14 protein-coding genes are annotated in these 16,304 nt (G+C 50.8%); 4 read left to right on the top strand and 10 right to left on the bottom strand.

Annotated features, from left to right (window positions below; genetic code table 11):
• The first annotated feature begins 163 nt into the window (after positions 1-163).
• Entirely contained in the window at positions 164-1,045 is an 882-nt protein-coding gene (locus tag ACTHSW_RS03100) for a carbohydrate kinase family protein (protein WP_440373758.1), read from the top strand.
• An 80-nt stretch (positions 1,046-1,125) separates the two neighbouring features.
• On the opposite strand, the gene ACTHSW_RS03095 is transcribed toward ACTHSW_RS03100, so the two are convergent.
• The 5 genes from ACTHSW_RS03095 to rimP form a co-directional block, all read right to left on the bottom strand.
• Positions 1,126-1,683, bottom strand: coding sequence for a nitroreductase family protein (locus ACTHSW_RS03095; RefSeq protein WP_440373757.1), 558 nt, complete (start codon positions 1,681-1,683; stop codon positions 1,126-1,128).
• A gap of 110 nt (positions 1,684-1,793) precedes the next feature.
• Positions 1,794-4,532, bottom strand: coding sequence for a calcium-binding protein (locus ACTHSW_RS03090; RefSeq protein ID WP_440373756.1), 2,739 nt, complete (start codon positions 4,530-4,532; stop codon positions 1,794-1,796).
• Between the two features lie 350 nt (positions 4,533-4,882).
• On the bottom strand, positions 4,883-7,777 hold the full coding sequence (gene infB, locus ACTHSW_RS03085; protein ID WP_107792455.1) for a translation initiation factor IF-2: 2,895 nt from the start codon (positions 7,775-7,777) through the stop codon (positions 4,883-4,885).
• Between the two features lie 11 nt (positions 7,778-7,788).
• On the bottom strand, positions 7,789-9,294 hold the full coding sequence (gene nusA / locus ACTHSW_RS03080; RefSeq protein ID WP_036493524.1) for a transcription termination factor NusA: 1,506 nt from the start codon (positions 9,292-9,294) through the stop codon (positions 7,789-7,791).
• 27 nt (positions 9,295-9,321) lie between these two features.
• Positions 9,322-9,753: a ribosome maturation factor RimP gene (rimP, locus tag ACTHSW_RS03075; protein ID WP_003685973.1), complete on the bottom strand. Its 432-nt coding sequence runs from the start codon at positions 9,751-9,753 to the stop codon at positions 9,322-9,324.
• A gap of 343 nt (positions 9,754-10,096) precedes the next feature.
• On the opposite strand from rimP, the gene serC reads away from it, so the two are divergent.
• The gene (gene serC, locus ACTHSW_RS03070) at positions 10,097-11,203 is read left to right on the top strand and encodes a phosphoserine transaminase (protein ID WP_070461349.1); all 1,107 of its coding nucleotides are present in this window, start codon (positions 10,097-10,099) and stop codon (positions 11,201-11,203) included.
• Positions 11,204-11,265: 62 nt separating this feature from the next.
• On the opposite strand, the gene ACTHSW_RS03065 is transcribed toward serC, so the two are convergent.
• The 3 genes from ACTHSW_RS03065 to rnhA all read right to left on the bottom strand — a co-directional run bounded on the left by ACTHSW_RS03065 (position 11,266) and on the right by rnhA (position 13,691).
• Entirely contained in the window at positions 11,266-12,459 is a 1,194-nt protein-coding gene (locus tag ACTHSW_RS03065) for an LD-carboxypeptidase (RefSeq protein WP_070461350.1), read from the bottom strand.
• Positions 12,460-12,532: 73 nt separating this feature from the next.
• The gene (locus tag ACTHSW_RS03060) at positions 12,533-12,931 is read right to left on the bottom strand and encodes an HIT family protein (protein ID WP_070461351.1); all 399 of its coding nucleotides are present in this window, start codon (positions 12,929-12,931) and stop codon (positions 12,533-12,535) included.
• 322 nt (positions 12,932-13,253) lie between these two features.
• Positions 13,254-13,691, bottom strand: a complete 438-nt coding sequence (gene rnhA, locus ACTHSW_RS03055; RefSeq protein WP_049350717.1) for a ribonuclease HI — start codon at positions 13,689-13,691, stop codon at positions 13,254-13,256.
• Positions 13,692-13,811: 120 nt separating this feature from the next.
• Between rnhA and ACTHSW_RS03050 the strand changes: the two genes are divergently transcribed.
• Both ACTHSW_RS03050 and tehB read left to right on the top strand, forming a co-directional pair.
• Entirely contained in the window at positions 13,812-14,201 is a 390-nt protein-coding gene (locus ACTHSW_RS03050; protein ID WP_036491598.1) for a PH domain-containing protein, read from the top strand.
• 12 nt (positions 14,202-14,213) lie between these two features.
• A complete protein-coding gene (tehB, locus tag ACTHSW_RS03045) occupies positions 14,214-15,083 on the top strand; it encodes an SAM-dependent methyltransferase TehB (protein ID WP_070461352.1) in 870 nt (289 codons plus the stop codon).
• A gap of 56 nt (positions 15,084-15,139) precedes the next feature.
• On the opposite strand, the gene ACTHSW_RS03040 is transcribed toward tehB, so the two are convergent.
• Both ACTHSW_RS03040 and ACTHSW_RS03035 read right to left on the bottom strand, forming a co-directional pair.
• Positions 15,140-15,640: a GNAT family N-acetyltransferase gene (locus tag ACTHSW_RS03040; RefSeq protein ID WP_070461353.1), complete on the bottom strand. Its 501-nt coding sequence runs from the start codon at positions 15,638-15,640 to the stop codon at positions 15,140-15,142.
• Positions 15,641-15,653: 13 nt separating this feature from the next.
• A complete protein-coding gene (locus tag ACTHSW_RS03035; RefSeq protein WP_070461507.1) occupies positions 15,654-16,190 on the bottom strand; it encodes an isochorismatase family protein in 537 nt (178 codons plus the stop codon).
• Positions 16,191-16,304: the final 114 nt, after the last annotated feature.

The raw sequence follows: 16,304 nt of genomic DNA, 5'->3' as shown, positions 1-16,304 counted from the left end.
AAGTTTATTGTCTGATATTCCCTTAATTGCTTGTCAGCCCTAACATTTTAAAACATAATACTTTTGCCCCCGGTGCTGGAGTTTTACTACAAGTACATGATTTGCAAAAAATCTGTCGGGTGTGCAGACCCTGCCAATCAACCTCAAAAAAGGAAGGCCAAGAATGAAAGTAACCAGTTTCGGTGAAGTGCTGTGGGACGATTTTCCAAACGGAAAGGTATTGGGTGGTGCACCCCTAAATGTTGCTGTCCGTTTGCAGTCTTTGGGTATCGATGCTGCCATCATCAGTCGTCGCGGCGATGATGCTGATGGCGAAGAATTGCTACGTCACATTCAAAGCAAAAACGTCAATACTGATTATTTGCAGGTTTGTCACGAATGTGCGACCAGTTTGGTGAAAGTACACTTGGACAAGTCTGGCAGCGCGTCTTATGAGATTGTCTACCCTTGTGCGTGGGATAGGATTGCGGTTGATGATGCGGCAATCAAACGTGTGGCAGAATCCGATGCTTTCGTTTTTGGCAGCTTGGCAACCCGCGATGAAGTTTCGCGTAAAAGCTTGGCAGTTTTGCTGAAAGAAGCCAAATTCAAAATTTTTGACGTTAATCTGCGCAAGCCCCATTACGATATTGCCCGCTTGTTGGAGACCATGAAACAGTCCGATATGGTCAAACTCAACGATGATGAGTTGTATGAATTGGCTGCGGCTTATGGCTCTCCTTATCATAGTATCGAGCAAAATATCAGCTACCTCGTTGAGCTGACCGGCGTCAAAATCCTTTGCGTGACTTTGGGTAGTCATGGCGCGGTTTTGTATAAGGATGGCGAGTTATACCGTCATTGCGGTTTCCGCGTCAAAGTGGTGGATACCGTCGGCTCCGGCGACAGCTTTCTTGGCGGTTTGACTTACAAACTGTTGAACAATGCGCCTCCTCAAGAAGCCATTGCTTTTGCTTGTGCGCTGGGTGCATTGGTGGCTTCACGTCATGGTGCGACGGCAGATATTTCTTTGGAAGAAGTTGAAGCGTTTATGAATCCGGCTTGATGCTTCGATAATAAATATAAAAAGGCCGTCTGAAAAACCATTAAATCAGGTTTTTCAGACGGCCTGAGTGTTTTCAGGCGTTACCAATAAGTTGTAAAACACTCCAAGTTGGTATTTTTCGGGCCGCCGCCTTCTTCGGTTGGCGAACCAATCATCATCAGACCGATGATTTTGTCTTTGTCGGCACACTCAAATGCTTCGCGCAACATTGGGCTGTTGACCCACATGCCCGTAATCCAAACATTGTCGAAGCCTTGAGCAGAAGCAGCCAGTTGTAAAGCATAGGCGGCGCAGCCGGCAGTCAACATTTGTTCCCATTCAGGTTTGGGTTTTGCCACTTCACGGTTTGGTGTGAATGTAACGCCGATAATCATAGGTGCCATGTTGCCGACGCGTTCGGCCTTTTTCATGGCATCATCGCCGAAGTTGAGTTCGGTAACGGTCTTGCTCAAAAGCTCGCGGAAACGTTGCAAACCGGCTTCGCTTTGAATTACAGTAAAGCGGTAAGGGCGCATATTGCCGTGATCAGGTACTTGTGTTGCCGCTTGCAGCATTTGTTCCAGTTGCTCGGCATTGGGTGCCGGAGCAGTCAGTTTTTTGGAAGAGCGACGCGTGGTGAGGAGATTTAAGGCATCCATTTTTATTCTTTCTTGTGAATTCGAATGAGAATAATTATATAGCAGAACGATAAATAAATCAGCAAAGGACAAAGGCCGTCTGAATTAAGGTTTCAGACGGCCTTTGAGTTTTACAGGATACCGTTGTTTTGTGTATTTTCAGTAATCAGTGCTTTGTTGATTTCGTCGGCGGTGTAGCTCTTACCGTTTCCGAATACAAAGCTGTCGACATTATTGTTGGCAATGTCATGGATGGTCAGGGTGTCGCCTGTATCTTTGATGGTTAAGACCCAATCATCGCCGGTTTTCAACTGTAAATCTTTCAGCGTCAGCCCTTCTTTGAAGCGGACTTGGGTATCGCTGCCACCATACGGATTGAAGGTGTCGTTGCCGCTGTTTCTGCCAAACATGATAACGGTGTTGTCGGCACCCGGGTCGGTAATGTTGTCGTTGCCGCCGGCTGTATCGACGATGTTGATGCCTCGGCCCAAAGTAATGGTTTCATCACTGCGGTTGCCCCTGTATTCGACAACAGAAGTGTAACGCGACAAATCTAAATCGCTGTTGTCGCTATCGGCGTGGATGGTGTGGTTGAAGTTGTTGTACACATCACGGTTGAGTTCTTCAACGGGTTGGCCGGTGTATTGGACGATGTTTGTATTGCCGATCATGTGCGGGATAGACAGTTTGAAGTGGTTGATTAGCTCGCCGGTGCTGTATGAGGTATTGCCGTCAAACTGAAACTCGGAAATCGCACCATAAATACCGCTTTGGTTTTTGATGGTTAAAACATCATCTGTGCCTTTAATGCGGATATGCCAAGTATCGCCATCCAACAGGGGATTGGAGACAAATTGGTTGCTGTCGGGCATGTCAGCAATCCCGGTTTTGTCGTAACCTTTTTCAACGGTAATTTCAAGGTCGTCAAGGGTAATGCCGCCGGTAAATTTTATGATGTTGGCGTTGAGCGTGTGCAGGCCAGCCTCGTTGTCGAAACCGAAGTTGTAGTCGAAAATGGTGTCGTGTCCGTAACCTTTCCCGAAAACATAGGTATCGTTGTGTTCGCCACCTTCCAGATAATCATTGCCTGCGCCGCCGTCGAGTAAGTCGGCGCCTACATGGGCATAGAGTTTGTCGTTACCGTTGCCGCCATAGAGTTTATCGTCGGAATCCGGCTCAGTGCTGTAATAGGTTGCACTGTGTTCGCGCAAGATGTCATCGCCGTCGTGGCCATAGAGGGTGTCATGGCCGTCGTTGCCGCCGTCGATTTCATTGTTGGCTGCATTGCCATGCAAGATGTCATCGCCGTCAGTACCGGCAAATTTAATCGGTTCGGCTTTCAGTGCTTGGAAGGCCTGTTGGAACTGCGCGGCAGTGTAAGTTTGGTCGTTGAACTGGAAACGGTCGATGGAAATGCTGCCATCAGCACCGATTTGGTTTTGAATCAAGGCTGAACCTTGTTCTGAAGTAATTTCCCAGCTTTGGCTGCCATCATTGTTATGAATGGTCTTCAGGTTGAGCTTGGCATTGTTCAGGCCGTCTGAAAACTTGAGGGTATTGATGCCTTGGTTGTCGATAATGGTATCGTTGTCGCCGTAGATATAGGTATCGTTTCCGGCTCCGCCTTTCAGAATGTCTTTACCGTTGCCGCCCACCAAAATGTCGTCGCCTGTATCACCGTTGATGACATCGTTGCCGTTGCCGCCATCCAGATAATCATTGCCCTCGCCGCCATTGAGGTTGTCGTTGCCACCCATGCCGTAAACAGTATCATCACCGCGTCCGCTATTGAGGCGGTTGCGGCCTTCGTTACCGGTCAGGATGTTATTGCTGTTGTTGCCGGCGGCAAAAATATTGGCTGAGCCGGTCAGGGTAACATTTTCGACGTGGGTAGCGGCAGTATGGGAAATGCTGCTGAATACGGTATCTTCGCCGCCACCAGCCTGTTCAATCACCACGTCTTTTACATCATCAACGTAGTAAGTGTCATTGCCGTCCCCACCTTCCATAATGTCGGCACTGGCTTTGCCGTCGATAATATCGTCGCCGGATGTGCCGATCAGGTAGTCATTGTCGTCGTTACCATCGATAGTCTGACCGATTTCGGTATGCTCAGTCAGGGAAATATCGAAATATTTGGCAAAGTTGTTTACATCCAGTTTTTGTGTGCCAATGATGAAGTGGGAGACTGCCGGTGTTGTACCGTTTTGAGTGTATTGGTTTTTGATGGTTAAAACGGCGTTGCTGTTTTTTACGGCAATCAGCCAGTCTTTACCACCGGTTTCGTTGTTTTGGACTTCAACGGTTAAATCGTTAAGGCTTAGATCGGTATGAAAGCGGATGCTGTTGTGGCCTTGATTGTCGATGATGGTGTCTTGCTCGTTTTTGGCAGAGAAAAGGTAGGTATCGTCGCCTTCGCCACCTTCAAGCACATCGTTGCCTGCTTCGCCGTTGAGGATGTCATTGCCTGTTTCGCCGAAAAGAAGGTCGTTGCCTTCGCCCCCATTGATGACATCGTTGCCACCGCCGCCGTAAACGATGTCGTCACCGCGCCCGCTGTTGAGGCGGTTGCGGCCTTCATTGCCGATGAGGATGTTGTTGCTGTTGTTGCCGGCACCGAAAATGTTGGCTGTACCGGTCAAAACAAGGTTTTTAACGTGGTTTGGAAGGGTATAGCTGACGTTGCTGCAAACCGTATCATCGCCACCATTTGGGTTTTCAATGATTGTATCGTCACTGAGGGTTACATAATAAACGTCATCTTCCGACGTTCCTATCGTTACTTGTTCAAAGACGGAAGGTTGTAATTGCTCTAAATGTCGTAATTCAAATTGCGCATTGGGGGTGCGCATTGCTTTTTCGATTGTCATGATATTTTCTTTAGATATTGATGAGAGTAACAAGGAAGTAAACGTATCCGGCATATGGCCGGTATTGCTTAATTTGTATTGTGTTTAGGCTGTATATACTAGTGCTGAAATTTGATAAAAACAACAGAAACGTTAAGATATGACAATATATAGAGAGCTTTATCAGGCTTTGTCTGCCGTCTATTCCTTTGCTAAATGGCTTTGCCTTGTATGTCTGTTTTGTTTCTTATATACCACACATCAATTTTCATAGTTTCAAACTATGAATGGTTGTAAAAAGGCCGTCTGAAAAAAAGAAGCAGGTTTCGCATTGCAAAACCTGCTTCTGATTTTTCAGACGGCCTGTCTGATTACAGAGTACGGGCAACTTCGACGATGTCGAAACATTCGAGTTGGTCGCCTTCCATAATCTCGTTGTAGCCTTTGAGCATCAGACCGCACTCGAAGCCCATGCGGACTTCTTTGACGTCGTCTTTGTAGCGTTTCAAAGAAGACAGCTCGCCGGTATGGATAACCACGTTGTTGCGGATGAGGCGGACATGGGAATCGCGTTTGACCACGCCGTCGGTAACCATACAGCCTGCAATGTTGCCGACTTTGGAAACGGAGATAACCTGACGGATTTCGACCGTGCCGGTTACTTGCTCTTTCTCTTCCGGAGAGAGCATACCGCTCATGGCGGCTTTCACGTCGTCGATGGCATCGTAAATGATGTTGTAGTAACGGATTTCCACGTTTTCATTTTCAGCCAGTTTGCGTGCGGAAGCATCTGCACGGACGTTAAAGCCGATGATGAATGCGCCGGAAGCGATGGCCAAGTTGACATCAGATTCGGTAATGCCGCCAACGCCGCTGTGCAACACGTTCACTTTCACTTCGTCTGTGGACAGTTTTTTCAGGCTGCCCGCCAAAGCTTCGTAAGAACCTTGTACGTCTGCTTTGATGATGACGGACAAGGATTGGGCTTGGTTTTCGCCCATGTTGTTGAACATGTTTTCCAGTTTTGCGGCCTGTTGTTTGGCCAAGCGCACGTCGCGGTATTTGCCTTGACGGAAGAGGGCGATTTCGCGCGCTTTTTTCTCGTCGGCCAATACCATTGCATCTTCGCCTGCGTTCGGAACGTCGGACAAGCCGAGGATTTCGACAGGGATAGACGGACCGGCTTCATTGATGGCTTTGCCGTTTTCGTCAACCATTGCACGGATTTTACCGAATGCAGTACCGGCCAGCAGCATATCGCCCTTTTTCAGCGTACCGCTTTGTACCAAGAGGGTGGCAACCGCGCCGCGGCCTTTGTCCAAACGTGCCTCTACGATGATACCTTTGGCAGGTGCATCGACTGGGGCAGTCAGTTCCAAAACTTCGGCTTCGAGCAAGACGGCTTCGAGCAATGCATCGATGTTCAGGCCTTTTTTAGCGGAAACGTCGATAAATTGTACATCGCCGCCCCATTCGTCCGGCACGACTTCGTGCGCGGTCAGCTCTTGGCGGATACGCTCTGGGTTGGCGGCTTCTTTATCGATTTTGTTGACGGCAACCACAATTGGTACGCCCGCAGCTTTAGCATGGGCAATCGCCTCGATGGTTTGCGGCATCACGCCGTCGTCGGCTGCTACAACAAGAATCACGATATCGGTTGCTTTCGCACCGCGCGCACGCATGGCGGTAAACGCTTCGTGACCCGGAGTATCCAAGAAGGTAATCACGCCGCGAGGGGTTTCAACGTGGTATGCGCCGATGTGTTGGGTAATGCCGCCCGCTTCGCCTTGTACCACTTTGGCGCGGCGGATGTAGTCCAGTAGGGAAGTTTTACCGTGGTCAACGTGACCCATCACGGTAACAACCGGAGGACGCGGCAATGCTTCGGCTTCTACTGCTTCAACGCCTTCATCCAAGAAGGCTTCAGGATCGTCGGCGGCGGCAGGTTTGCCGATGTGGCCGAGTTCTTCCACAACAATCAGGGCAGTGTCTTGGTCGATGGATTGGTTGATGGTTACCATCATGCCCATTTTCATCAGGGCTTTAACCACTTCGACGCCTTTAACGGCCATTTTGTGTGCCAAGTCGGCAACGGTAATGGTTTCAGGCACTAAAACTTCGTGTACGACAGGTTCGGTCGGCGCTTGGAAGGCGTGTTGGTTTGGCTCAAGTTTGAGTTTTTTGCCTTTTTTGCCGCCGCGTACGCGCTCGTCGTCGCCAGTGCGTGTATTGTTGCGGTCGCGACCACCTTTGCCGCCTTTGCCTTTAGCATTGCGGCCTTGAGTGTCTTCATCACGCTCACGACGGTCTTCTTTTTTACTGCGCGCGTTGTGTTCGGATTTGCCTTCGCCGGATGCTGCTTTAGCTTTCTCGGCAGGTTTACTGCGTTCGCCTGATTTGGCTTCTTTAGTAGGTTTTGAGTCTTTCTCGGCCTGTTGTTTTATGGCTTCACGGCGTGCTTGACGCTCTTGTTTTTCTTTCAACAAGGCTTCTTGATGCGCACGCAGGGCGGCGGCACGACGGGCTTCTTCATCGCGTTGAGCCTGTTCTTCCACGCTGACGACAGGTTGCGGTACGGCAGGAGCGGCAGGTTTAGCTGCCTTTTTCGCTTCTTTGCCTTTGCCGCCTTTGTCTTGTTTGGCTTTGGCAGGTTTCTTGGCTTCGGCTGGTTTTTCAGCTTCAACGGATTTTTCAGACGGCTTGTTGTCTGCTTTAGCTTCAACTTTTACTTCGGTCTTGGCTTCTACAGCTTCAACCGGTTTGGCTTCTTCTTTTTTAGCTTCGGCAGGTTTGCCTTCCGCTTTTGGTGCGGCTTTGGCTGCTTTCAGTCTGGCTGCTTCGGCCTCTGCTTTGGCGCGGGCTTCGGCTTTTGCGGCTGCTTCTGCTTCAGCTTTGGCTTTTTCTTCGGCAGCTTTTGCGGCTGCTTTTTCTGCTTCGGCTTTTTGGTTTTCAGCCGCTACTTTGGCTTTGGCTTCCGCGGCCAATTCTTCGGAAGAAGGAATGGTAACGGCACGGCTGCGGCGGCGTGTTTCCACTTTTACGCCGTCAACGGTGCTGACTTCGGTTTTTTTGCGGCGGATGCTGATGGTGCCGCTGTTGCTGCCGTTTTTCTTTTGCAGGTAAGCGGTCAGCAATTGTTTGTCGTCAGTGGTCAGGCTGTCATTACCGCTGTTTTTGTTGACGCCGGCTTCTTTCAATTGTTTGAGCAAATCATCGACGGGGCGGTTTAGTTCGGCGGCAAATTGTGCTACGGTTGTATTACTCATTCAGTACCCCCTTAGTTGTTTTCTTCAGTAAACCAGTGTTCGCGTGCAGCCAAAATCACTTTTTTGGCTTCTTCTTCGTCAACACCGGTAATTTCGACCAATTCGTCAACAGACAATTCGGCCAGATCGTCGCGTTGGGTCACGCCTGCTTCGGCAAGCTTGCGCAACATATCGGAATCTACGCCGTCCAGATTGCGCATGTCTTCAGACACTTCGCCCAGTTTTTCTTCTGCCGCGATGGTCATGGTCAGGATGGCGTCGCGTGCGCGGTTGCGCAGGGTTTCAACGATTTCTTCGTCAAAGCCTTCGATGGCGAGCAATTCTGCCGCCGGAACGTAAGCCACTTCTTCCAATGTGGCAAAACCTTCTTCAACCAAAATATCGGCGGTTTCGTCGTCGATGTTCAAGTGGGTAGTGAAGAGGTTGCGGATAACGGCATCTTCGGCGGCATTGCGCTCGTCGGCTTCTTCAACGGTCATGATGTTCAGCTGCCAGCCGGTCAGGATGGAAGCCAGGCGGACGTTTTGACCACCGCGGCCGATGGCCAGCGCCAGTTGGTTTTCATCAACAATCACGTCAACGGCGTGTTTGTCTTCGTCAATCACGATGCGGCTCACTTCGGCAGGAGACAGCGCGTTCATCACGAATTGGGCAGGCTCGGGAGACCACAATACGATGTCGATGCGTTCGCCGGACAATTCGTTGCTCACGGCGTTGACACGCGAACCGCGCACGCCGATACAAGTACCTTGCGGGTCGATGCGTTGGTCGTTGGCTTTAACGGCAACTTTGGCGCGTTGGCCTGGGTCGCGTGCTACTTCGCGGATTTCCAACAGGCCGTCTGCAATTTCAGGCACTTCGTTGGCGTAGAGTTTGGCCAAGAAGTCGCCGCTGGTACGGCTCAAAATGACTTGTTTGCGGCCGGTATTGCCAATTTCGTCCACACGCAGGAAGAGGGCGCGGATTCGGTCGCCGCTGCGGAAGTTTTCGCGCGGAATCATTTCTTCGCGCGGAATCAGGGCGTCAAGTTTGCCCGCGACGACTTCAACGATGATGCCGTGGCGCTCGACGCGTTTTACGGTGCCGGAAACAATGTCTTCTTTAGAAGCGAGGAATTCGTTCAGGTTTTGCTCGCGCTCCGCATCACGGATGCGTTGCAGGATGATTTGTTTGGCGGTTTGCGCTGCTTGGCGGCCGAAGCCTTCGTTTGGCAACTGCTCTTCGTAGTATTCGCCGATTTGGATGGTGGTGCCGGGGATTTCTTCTTGGATTTCCTCGATGGTTTTTTCTACGTCGGGGTAGGTGTAGTCTTCATCGGCAACAATCAGCCAGCGGCGGAAGGTTTGGTATTCGCCGGTATCGCGGTCGATTTCGACGCGCACGTCCATGTGCTCGCGGTCGGCTTTTTTCTTGGCGGCAGTAGAGAGGGCGAATTCAAGGGCTTTGAATACGACTTCCGTTTCAACGTTTTTTTCACTTGCCAGCGCTTCGGCCAGCTGTAACATTTCGCGACTCATTTTCTAGAATCTCCAAGTAATCGGTTTTTAAAATTTAAATTCGGGGCGCAAACGGGCTTTGTCGATGTTGCTCAATTCGATTTGGGCGGTTTTGCCGTCGAAAGAGACGGTAACAATGTCGTTTTCGCAAGATTCGATGCGGCCGATGAAGTTTTTCTGACCATCAATCGGCAGGCGTGTTTTGATTTTGGCGTTCTGGCCGGCAAAGCGCACGAAGTCGGCGGCTTTTTTCAGCGGACGGTCAAGGCCCGGGCTGGAGATTTCCAAACGTTTGTAGTCGATGTCTTCAACCATAAACACGCGGCTCAGATGGTTGCTGACAGTGGCGCAGTCTTCGACGGTGATGCCGCCTTCTTTATCGATGAAAACGCGCAAATCGCCTTGTGCGGTCAGTTCGAAATCGACCAGCTCGTAGCCCAAGCCGGGCAGGGTTTTATCAAGAATGCTTTGAATATCCATGCTTCTCCAGAAGTACATAAACAAAAAAATGGCCGCGCGGCCATTTTTCGTGTGATTTGAAAAATTGGCCTATTATAACTGTTTTCAAGATAAAAGAAAAGCGTTGATTTGGCGTGGATTTTTTGAAGTGATTGCTTAAATGTAAAGGATAGGAGTGAGGCCGTCTGAAAAGAAAATTGTTGACAAGTTTTGATATAGTACTTCTAAAATTATTTTTGAAAACAAATAATTGGTATTACTTTGTTTTCAGACGGCCTTGGATTTCCTGATTTTTCGTGCTTGCACAATGTGCAAGGCGGTTCTACAATTTCTTCATACCCACCGAATAAGAAAGAAGGCCGCCATGTCCGCTCACCCGATTTACAACTTTTCCGCAGGTCCTGCCGTATTGCCGGAAGCGGTATTGCGTACCGCGCAACAGGAGATGCTCGACTACAACGGTACGGGTTTCCCCGTGATGGCGATGAGCCACCGTTCGGATATGTTTTTGAGTATTCTGCATCATGCCGAACAAGACTTGCGCCAGCTTTTGAATATTCCGTCCAACTATAAAATCCTGTTTTTACAGGGCGGTGCGACCACGCAATTTAATATGGTGGCCATGAATTTAGCGCACGGTTTTGCGACTGCCGACGCGGTGGTAACGGGCAACTGGAGCCGTATTGCCTATGAGCAGATGAGCCGTTTGAGCAATGCCGAAATCCGTTTGGCTGCGCATGGCGGCGAGCAATATGCCTATAAAAACCTGCCTGCGGTGGAGGATTGGGATGTCAACCCGAATTCCGCGTTTGTTCATTTTGCGATTAATGAAACCGTAAACGGCTTGCAGTATCAAAACGTCCCCAAACTTTCAGACGGCCTGCCGCCGCTGGTGTGCGATATGTCGAGCGAGATTTTGTCGCGAGAGTTTAATGTATCCGATTACGGCTTAATTTATGCCGGCGCACAAAAAAATATCGGTCCTGCCGGTGCGACCGTGGTCATTATCCGCGAGGATTTGCTGGAGCGTTGTCCGAACGATATTCCCGATGTGTTCAACTACCGTTCGCACATCAACCGCGACGGTATGTACAACACGCCGTCCACCTATGCGATTTATATGTCGGGCTTGGTGTTCCGCTGGCTGCAAACGCAGGGCGGTGTGAAAAAAATTGAAGCGGTCAATCGAATAAAGGCGCAAACCTTGTATGAGACGATAGACGGCAGCGGCGGTTTTTACATCAACGATATCCATCCTGATGCACGTTCCAAAATGAACGTGGTCTTCAAAACCGCAAGCGAAGACTTGGACCGCCGCTTTGTGTTGGAAGCCGAGTTGCAGGGCTTGTGCCTGCTCAAAGGCTATAAAACCGTCGGCGGTATGCGTGCCAGCATTTACAATGCGATGCCGCTTGAAGGCGTGAACGCGTTGGCTGACTTTATGAGAGATTTTCAACGACGTTACGGTTAAGACTTAAGATAAAAAGGCCGTCTGAAACTGGGTTTCAGACGGCCTTTTGATTTGAACAAGCCTTATTCGGTGACTTCTTCAGTAATGCTGTCGCGGTAGATGGTGCTGTCGTAAGTCGGAACAGGAGGCGGCAGCAGGTTGTCGAGTGTCAGCGCGGACGGGTTCAGCGTAGGATAGCCGCTGAAGGTGACGGAATAACCGCCGTTGCCGGTACTGCGGACTTTGGCATGCGCGCCCAACGGGAAAGTGGTTTTGTTGGTGATGTGGCCGAATGGGAAACCGGTCAACACAGGAATTTTGGCGGTGCGCGAAATGTGGTTGACGACGGCGGAGAAATCGTAGCTGGAGTCGTACACGTCGCGGATGGTACCCATGCGGAAATCGCCGAAGATGATGGCGCGTTGTTTTTGCAAAACACCTGACAGATAAAGCGTATTGAGCATGCGCTCGATGCGGTAGGGTTGCTCGCTGACGTCTTCGATAAAGAGGATGCCGCCTTGAATATCGGGCATGTAAGGCGTGCCAGCGAGGGAGGCGAGAACGCTGAGGTTGCCGCCCCACAATGTGCCTTCGACGTTGACATCGGCGCGTTGGATGGTTGGAACATCAACGATATTGACGTTGTTGGTCGTGCCGCGGATGAAAGAATCCATGGTAAAGATACTGGGGTCTGCTTTGCCGAATTCGCTGTACACCATCGGGCCGGCAAAGCTCATCATATTGCCTTTGGCCAACAGGGCGAGTTGGACGGCGCACACGTCGCTGAAACCAAAGAACAATGTGCCGCGTTCGCGCATTCTGGCGCCGAGTGAGGCAAAGTCGATTTGCGGTAGGATGCGTGCCGCGCCGTAGCCGCCGCGCAGACCCATCAAGACTTTAGGTGTTTCAACCCGGCCGTTGGCAACGTCTTGGAAGTCGGCGGCACGTTGGGCGTCGCTGCCGGCAAAGCGTTGGTAACGGCGGCTGCCTGCCTGTTGGTTAGTCACGGTAAAGCCCGCGTTGTAGAGGCGTGTCAGGCCGGTGGTCACGCGGTTGGGGTCTTCGGCGAAGCCTGACGGCGCAACAACGCGCAGGAGGTTGTCGCCGGAACGTGGCGGATGGGGTTGCTTAGGTTGCACGGTTTTGGCTTTCGCGGTGGTAGAAGTGGTTTTGGTTTGCGGCGTGGTGGTCGTGCCTGTGCCGCAGGCTTGCAACAACCCTGCGCCTGCCGCGGCAGAGCAGGTACGCAGGAAATGGCGGCGCGTGGTGGAGTTCATAGAGGTCTTCCTTTCGTTATATGTTCAGACGGCCTGAACTTGGCGTGTCGGACCTTACAGGCCGTCTGAAAGTTTAAGCGATTAAGTTTTTGATTTGTTGTGGCCAGTTTTCGGGCAAGGCCATACCGTGTTCGCGAGCGGGCGCGGCCCAAATCGGCGCGGGGAAGTTGGCGTCGTTTTCAAAGCGGGCGATGACGTGCCAATGCAGATGGGGCACAACATTGCCGAGGCTGGCCAGATTGATTTTGGCCGGGCTGAAGACTTGGCGCATTGCGGCTTCAACCTGATACACCATTTCCATGATTTCGTTGCGTTCGGCAGGGGAAAGGTCGGTCATCTCGGAAACATGGTTATTCCAAATAACGCGGCAGAATGCCGGTGCGCCGGCTTCGTTGTGGACGGCGATAACGCGCAGGTTTGGCGTTTGCAGCAAAATATCTTCGTTGTCGGCAGTGCAGATGGGGCAGGTCATGTTTTTTTCTTTCGCAGTCTGAATAGGAATCGGATGATTTCAATCAGGATTTTTAGAACGAGGTAAATGGCAGTCAGAGATATGAATGCGAAAAGCCACGGTTCAGGTATAAACCACCAAAATAAATAGGTGGGCGTGATTCAGTCGGCACATTCTTCGGCACTCTTAACGTGATCGCACAAGCTAAAGCTAAAAAAATCATTGACATCATGAAACGGCGAATAGGCGAACATTAAGTGCCATTGGCGTCATACAAACCAATGCAATGACGACAATCCAAAAGAATGGTTTGAGATGTTTGAGTGCAGTCATGGACGAAGTGTTATGCAAATTTTGCGGCACCGCGGTTGGCAAGCTCGTCAGCTTTTTCGTTTTCAGGGTGTCCGGCGTGGCCTTTTACCCACGTCCAGCGGACATCGTGTTGTTGAACCAAACTATCCAGCTCTTTCCATAAATCGTCGTTTTTGACCGGTTTCTTGGCGGCGGTTTTCCAGCCGTTTTTTTTCCAACCGTGTATCCAGCTTTCCATGCCGTTTTTGACGTATTGCGAGTCGGTGCAGATGACGACTTGGCAACGGCGTTTTAGGGATTTCAGACCTTCGATGACGGCGGTCAGCTCCATGCGGTTGTTGGTGGTTTCGGCTTCGCCGCCGAACAGTTCTTTTTCGTGTGTGCCGTAGCGCATAAATACCCCCCAGCCGCCTGCGCCGGGGTTGCCTTTGCATGCGCCGTCTGTGTAGAGGTAAACGGGTTTATCCATGGGCATATCTTTGTTGAGTAAGGCGGTATCATAACATAAGGCCGTCTGAAATATCGGCAAATACGGTTTGCGCGTGTAAAATACCCTGCACTTTATCACTCGTATAGAAAGCAGGCAGATATGGGATTGTTCAGCGGCCTTTTGGGCAATGCTTCGCAAAAAGACGCCGATGCGGTAGAACGCGATTTGGCGAATATCCTGATTGATGGCGAACAGGTAAGAATGGCATTCAGCCTGGTGCGCGATTTGATTGTGTTTACCGAATATCGGCTGGTGTTGGTGGACAAGCAGGGTTTGACCGGCAAGAAAGTGTCTTACCGTTCGATTCCGTATCGTTCCGTATCGCGCTTTTCGGTGGAAACCTCGGGTCATTTCGATTTGGATGCCGAGCTGAAGATTTGGATTTCTTCTAGCGAGGCGCCAACCGAAACCTTGCAGTTTAAAAGCGACAAGAGCGTGATTGCCATTCAAAAAGCCTTGGCAGAAGCCGTGTTGAAACCGTCAAAATAGAAAGGAAATATGATGAGCGAACAGCAAGAATTGTTTTGTTACAAACAGATGCCTGTGTGGGCGGCGGACGAGATTCCCGAAGCCTTGTTGTCCAAACACAATACCGCCGCCGGTACTTGGGGCTGCCTCAATGTCCTCCAAGGCCGTCTGAACTTCAATGAATTGGACGAAGCGGGCAATATTACGGCCACGCACGAGCTGACGCCTGAGAGCGGCGATTGGATTATCCATCCGCAAGCATGGCACTTTATCGCGCCGCAAACGCAAGACACGGAAATTCAACTGTCGTTTTACTGCGAGGCGGCGGACTATTTCAATAAGAAATACGGCATGAGCGCGACACATTCGGCCGTCCGTGCCGCTGAAGGCATCGTACCTGTCGGCAAGGTTTTGGATATGGGCTGCGGTCAGGGCCGCAATGCGCTGTATTTAGGTTTGAAAGGTTTTGACGTTACCGCTGTCGATAATAATCCCCATGCGGTTCAAAACGTGGAAGAGCTGGCGCGTATCGAAGAGTTGAATGTCCGCGCGTTTGAATACGACCTCAACGCCGCCAATATTCAGGAAAACTTCGATTATATGGTGGCGACCGTGGTGTTTATGTTCCTGATGCCGCGTTACGTTCCTGATGTGATTGCCAATATGAAGGAACACACCAACCCCGGCGGCTACAACCTGATTGTTTCTGCAATGGATACGGAAGATTTCCCTTGCCCGATGCCGTTCCCGTTCAAATTCAGCGAAGGCGAGCTGCGCGAATACTATAAAGATTGGGAATTGGTGGAATACAAGGAAGAGCTGGGTTCGATGCACGCGAAAGACGAATTCGGCAATCCGATCCAGTTTAAATTCGTCACCATGCTGGCGAAGAAACCGGAATAAAGGTTTTGCCGTCAAAAGGCCGTCTGAATTCAGTTTTCAGACGGCCTTTGCCGTAATCAATCCACAATCCTTTTACCCAAAATCACGACGTCTGCCAACATGGTTTCCAAATCGCAGACTTGCGGCAGCCGTCCCCATTCTTCAAAACCGAAACGGTGAAACAGGTTCAGGCTCGGATAGTTGTGGCCGAACACAAGCGCGATGACGTTGCGGATGCCTAAGGACGGCGCGCGTTCGAGCATATGGCGCAACAGGATTTTGCCCACGCCTGCGCCGCGCATATCGTGGCGGACATAAACGCTGACTTCCGCGCTGATATGGTAGGCGTAGCGCGGATGGTAGTCGCTGAAACTGCCCCAGGCCAATACGGTGCCGTCGGTATCGTAAAGGGCGTAGATCGGGCGTTTGTCCGTGTGTGCGGCAAACCACATTTCGCGTTCGGCAACCGTGGTCGGCGACAAATCGGCCGTGGATTGGCGCGTGGCCACGGTGCTGTTGTAAATATCGACGATGGCGGGCAAGTCTTGGCGCAGGGCAGGGCGGATGGTGTATTGCATTTCAGACGGCCTTTTATTGAATCAATTTGGAGATGGTCTTAAAGGCCGGATGTTTGGCATCGCCAAGCAGTTGGAACAAAATACTTTCGACATTGGAAACGGTAATGCCTTGACGGCTCATTTGCGCCAAACCATTGTCGCGGTTGGCTGTTGTGCGCGAGGCGGTGCATTCGAAAGGCAGGGATACGGCGTAACCTTGCGCTTTCAAATCCAAGGCCGTCTGAAGCATACAGATATGCGCTTCTGCGCCCACTAAAATAACGTGTTTAATGTCGTTTTTGCGTAAGATTTCCTGAATTTCGGGCAAAAACGCCGAAAATCGGGTTTTCTCGACAACAGGCGTGCCTTCGGGCAACAGCAGCGATACGGCGGACACGGTGTTGCCCAAACCTTTCGGATATTGTTCGGTTACGGCAAAGGGTACGTCCAAAGCCGTCAAGCCCTGAATCAGCAGGCGGCAGCGTTCCAACATTTCGTCCGCGCCGGAAAGGGCGGGCAGCAGGCGTTCTTGAATATCGACAATCAGACAAAGCGTATTTTTGGGGTTCATGGCTTTTCCTTTCAGACGGCCTTTACAGCAAAATCGTTGAATCAGAATGCAATCATATAACAAGCCGCTGGAAAAGTATTGCAGCTTGCCCTGTTTTAAAGCCCGAAATTCTTT

The sequence above is a fragment of the Neisseria sp. P0008.S004 genome (genome assembly GCF_051962755.1).
GTDB classification, from domain to species: Bacteria; Pseudomonadota; Gammaproteobacteria; order Burkholderiales; family Neisseriaceae; genus Neisseria; species Neisseria subflava_A.
This window is presented reverse-complemented; position numbering and strand designations above follow the sequence as displayed.